This is a genomic window from Acidovorax cavernicola (assembly GCF_003581445.1).
The window spans coordinates 1-605 of record NZ_QXMN01000331.1 but is presented as its reverse complement, the minus strand read 5'-3'; the positions used below and the strand labels follow the sequence as shown (position 1 = coordinate 605).

Below are 605 nucleotides of genomic sequence, written 5' to 3'. Positions count from 1 at the left end.
CCGCCATGCGGTGGTGGGCCAGCAGCGGCGCCCGGGCATCGGTCTGCCAGTGCGCGAAATCCTGCAGCTCCTGGGCTGGCACGCCGCAGGCCAGCAGCCAGTCGCGCGTGACCGCATCGGGCGCGATCAGTCCCGCCTGGCCGCCGAGCTCGGCGGTCATGTTGCAAAGCGTCATGCGCTCGTTCATCGACAGCGCGCGCACCGCCGCGCCGCAGTATTCGACGGCTTCGTACTGGCCGCCGTCCATGCCGAAGCGCGTGCACATGTGCAGCATCATGTCCTTGGCGCAGACGCCCGCGCCCAATTGGCCGGTCCACTCCATGGCGATGGTGTGGGGCACGCGCAGCCAGATTTCGCCCGTGACCACCACGCCCAGCATTTCGGTCGCGCCTATGCCGAACATGTAGGCGCCGAACGCGCCGCCGGTGCACGAGTGGCTGTCGCCGCCGACGGCGAACATGCCGGGGCGGATATGGCCGTGCTGGGGCGTGACCACATGGCAGATGCCCTGCTCGTCGTAGAAGTTCTGTATGCCCTGCGCGCGCACCCAGTCGCGCGCGATGCGCACGATCTGCGCGCTGTCGGCGTCGGCCGCGGGCACGTAG

The 605-nt window shown here is 69.8% G+C and carries 1 protein-coding gene; it reads right to left on the bottom strand.

All coding sequences use genetic code 11. The annotated features are described in order from the left end of the window. On the bottom strand, window positions 1–605 hold a 605-nt coding region (locus tag D3H34_RS33480; protein ID WP_286186595.1), incomplete at both ends, for an aconitase family protein.